Origin of the sequence: Microcystis sp. LSC13-02, from assembly GCA_002282935.1 — a bacterium.
In the GTDB taxonomy this organism is placed as follows: domain Bacteria; phylum Cyanobacteriota; class Cyanobacteriia; order Cyanobacteriales; family Microcystaceae; genus Microcystis.
In genome coordinates this window covers 24,114-27,480 of record MTBT01000281.1, presented here as the reverse complement: position 1 = coordinate 27,480, position 3,367 = coordinate 24,114, and the positions used below count along the sequence as shown (strand labels likewise).

General features: G+C 45.2%; 1 protein-coding gene and 1 pseudogene. Both read right to left on the bottom strand.

From position 1 onward, the window contains the following. Positions 1-86 precede the first annotated feature (86 nt). Positions 87-608 (bottom strand): annotated as a pseudogene (locus BGL89_RS17675) (TVP38/TMEM64 family protein); the annotation flags it as partial. Positions 609-779: 171 nt separating this feature from the next. Continuing rightward, on the bottom strand, positions 780-3,149 hold the full coding sequence (locus tag BGL89_RS17670; RefSeq protein WP_286826851.1) for a glycogen debranching protein: 2,370 nt from the start codon (positions 3,147-3,149) through the stop codon (positions 780-782). Positions 3,150-3,367 lie beyond the last annotated feature (218 nt).

The window sequence follows — 3,367 nt, the reverse complement described above, 5'->3', positions numbered from 1 at the left end:
CAGGTGCGGAACCCCGCAAGGGAAAGAAGCAGAAACCTAAATCGTGAGGTTTGGGAATCACCGTCCGTTTACGGCGGTGAGGATGTCAAGACAAAGGGTAAAATTCCGGGGACAGTGCCTAATAAAGTACCGATGAAATAATCGCGAAAACGGATAGAAGTTAATCCGGCAACAAAGTTAACGATACCGTAGGGAATAATCGGTAATAGACGGATAGCAAACATATAAAATAGTCCCCCTTGCTGCATTTCTGCATCGATCGCTTGCCATTTTCCCTGAAATTTTTTGGCGGTATATTCCCGGCCAATAGTACGGGTAAAAGCAAAGGCAACTATAGCGGCCACCAAAGCGGCGATCGTTGTCCAAACTGTTCCCATAACCACTCCAAAGATCGCGCCACCACTGAGGTTTAAGGGGGTAGAAGGCAGAATTAAAATTGTGCCGATCGTGTAGAGAATAATATACAAAATGGGGGCCATAATTCCCATTTGTTTTAACCAGATCTGTAATTTTTGGGAGTCGATACCACCGATCAGATAAATTCCGATCGCCGTGGCGATAATACAAATTATAGTTAGGATAATAACACTACTTTTAGTTTTAGACATTTAACGGCAATTTTGGGCTAAGTGCGGGTGGCAAAACTGAGATGCAGCGGGGTTTGATATTTCTCTGTTGCCAAAAATATAGCAGAAATCAGCTGAGAATCGATCTCGATCTCAATGTTAGCGGGCTGCCCGATCTGTCCCCAAATTACCCCCGATATCGCTGTGGGTAGTTTAGTTAACCTCCTCCAAAACCACGATCGAAAAACCATTGACTTTATAGCGATCGGCAATTACTGTCCCTTGATCCACAGACCAACAATTATAATCGGTTTCTGCCCAAGCTGCCGTGTCAATAATTCTTAGCCAACGATAATTATCGGGTGGTGAGGGAATGCGAAAATCCACCGGCAGATAATACATATTAATTAACACCAAAAAATCGTGATCACCGACGGCACTACCATCAATTAAAAACCAAATAGAGCGATCATGGGCAGTTAAATCGCTAACCCCATCGGGTTTTTTAAATAAGTAGGTGACATTATTGCCCGCATCGAGAACCATATCACCGTAGCGGCGCTGTTTGAGTGCTATATGATTCTGTCTTAAGTGAGCAATATAAGCGGCAAAAATAAATAAAGGATTGCGTTCTTCTTGATTAGTTCCCGTGCCAAAATTATTATGATAAGCTTCCCGATAACCCGTGGGCAGTAGATGGGGTGAACGGGTGGCGATCATATCATAATTATTCCAAGTGGCCACACTATCAATATTGTAGGGATTATTATTACCATTTTGGCTGCGGCCAAATTCATCACCCCAGACAGTCATCGGCACACCGCGAGACAAAAATTGAATCGTCCAAAAGTTGCGTAATCTTTGGCGACGTAAGGACTGATTACCGCCAGAATCCCAAGAATCGTTATTATTATTGCCGCCATCGGAAGGACCAAAAGGCCAGGGATTGAGGTTATTTTTATTGTTATAACTGACTAAATCCATCAGGGTAAAACCATCGTGGGCAACAATAAAACCGATCGATTTTTGTGGTCCGCCTTGGTCGTTAAAATTGCGATAATCTCCGTTCACCTGTTCGATGAATTGAAAAGTATTACTATTCCCCTTTAAAAAACGCCGGATTGCATCGCGATAACGGCCATTCCATTCTCCCCAACCCGTTGGGAAATTCCCCACTTCGTAACCCCAGATATCCCAAGCTTCGGCGATCATTTCGGCATCGTATTTCTTGCCTAATTTCTCGATCTTTTCTAACAAAGGATGTTTAGGAAAGAATTGTTTTTGTTTGCTCCAATCTTCCCGTTCATGACTAGAAGGAGTTCGACCGAGGACGGTGGCCAGATCAAAACGAAAACCATCAACTCCCATGGTTTCTAACCAATAGGTGAGGGAATCAAGAACCAGATTACAGGTGACAATATGGGAAAAGTTTAATTGATTTCCGCAGCCGGTGGCCCCATCGACTAGATAATGTTCATCGGTGAGTTGATAGTATTCCACCACATCAAAACCACCAAAACTAACAAATCCGGTGACATCGTTGCTGCCCCAATTGCCTCCTTCTCCCGTGTGATTATAGACCACATCGAGATAAACTTCTATACCTTGGTCGTGGAAAGCTTTGACCATGGCCTTAAATTCTCTGGTCGGTCCACCGGGGGAGCGATCATAAGCATAACGGCGATCGGGGGCGAAATAACCAAAGGTCATGTAACCCCAATAGTTACCACCGGGGCGATCGTCGGGGTTATTATCGTTAGCGGTTTCTTGGACGGGTAAGAGTTCGATCGTGGTAAATCCTAGTGCTTTCAGGTATTTGGCCATATAGCCGGCTCCCGCATAAGTTCCCCTGTACTGGTCGGGAACGTTAGCCACTTCCTCAAAACCCGTAATTCCCTTGAGAATATCTTCTAAACGACTAGCGGAGGGGTGATTGCTTAAACCGCGCACATGGGCCTCATAAATGATCGCTTTTTCCGCACCCAGACGGGGACGAATCCCGGTAGAAGTCCCATCCGGCGCGATAACAATGCCTTTGGGCGACCATTTGCCCGTATCGTATTGCCGCCGGATCATTCCTTTGTAGTCCCCTTCTCCCGTGGCATACATTCCCGCATTTTCTCCGGCCGCGATCATGGCCGGGGTTTCAAGGTCGTGGGAAAGTTCTCGCGTGTAGGGATCGAAGAGGACTTTATTGGGGTTAAAACGATGGCCGAAATCGTCCACATCTGCCCGAAAACCAGCGTTACTGTGACCTCTTTGCCATTTTTGATCAAATTGCCAATTGGAACCCCAACAGCGAAAAGCGTAGTAACTGCCCGGGGGAATACCGGCGATTTTTGCCCGCCATATATCATCATTTGGTTTTTTTGTCAACCAGTAATCATACTTAGCGTTTTCTCCCGTCGGGCGATCGTAGATTTCCAGAAGAATCTGACTGGCATTTTTAGAATAGACGGCAAAGGTGACACTATCACCCCGATAATGCGCTCCGAGGGGATAGGTGGCATCGGCCCAGAGATGGCTATCTAGGGGGGCATAATTACCAGATTGGGGATGATTTTGACCGATCGCTGGTAACATAAATTGGCGGGATAATATCGCCTTTGATAATAGACATTTTTCGCTCAAGGAAATAAGAAAAAAATCTAAAGCTTGATCTACCGGGAAAACAAGCTGTGCAATTTAACCTAGAGATAAATTTTCGGCTTTTGACACTCCCCGCTCTAAAGAGACGGGGATTCTTGGTTCACAGAGATTACTTGCTTAGACAGAATTGCTTCTGAAAAAGTAGAGGTATT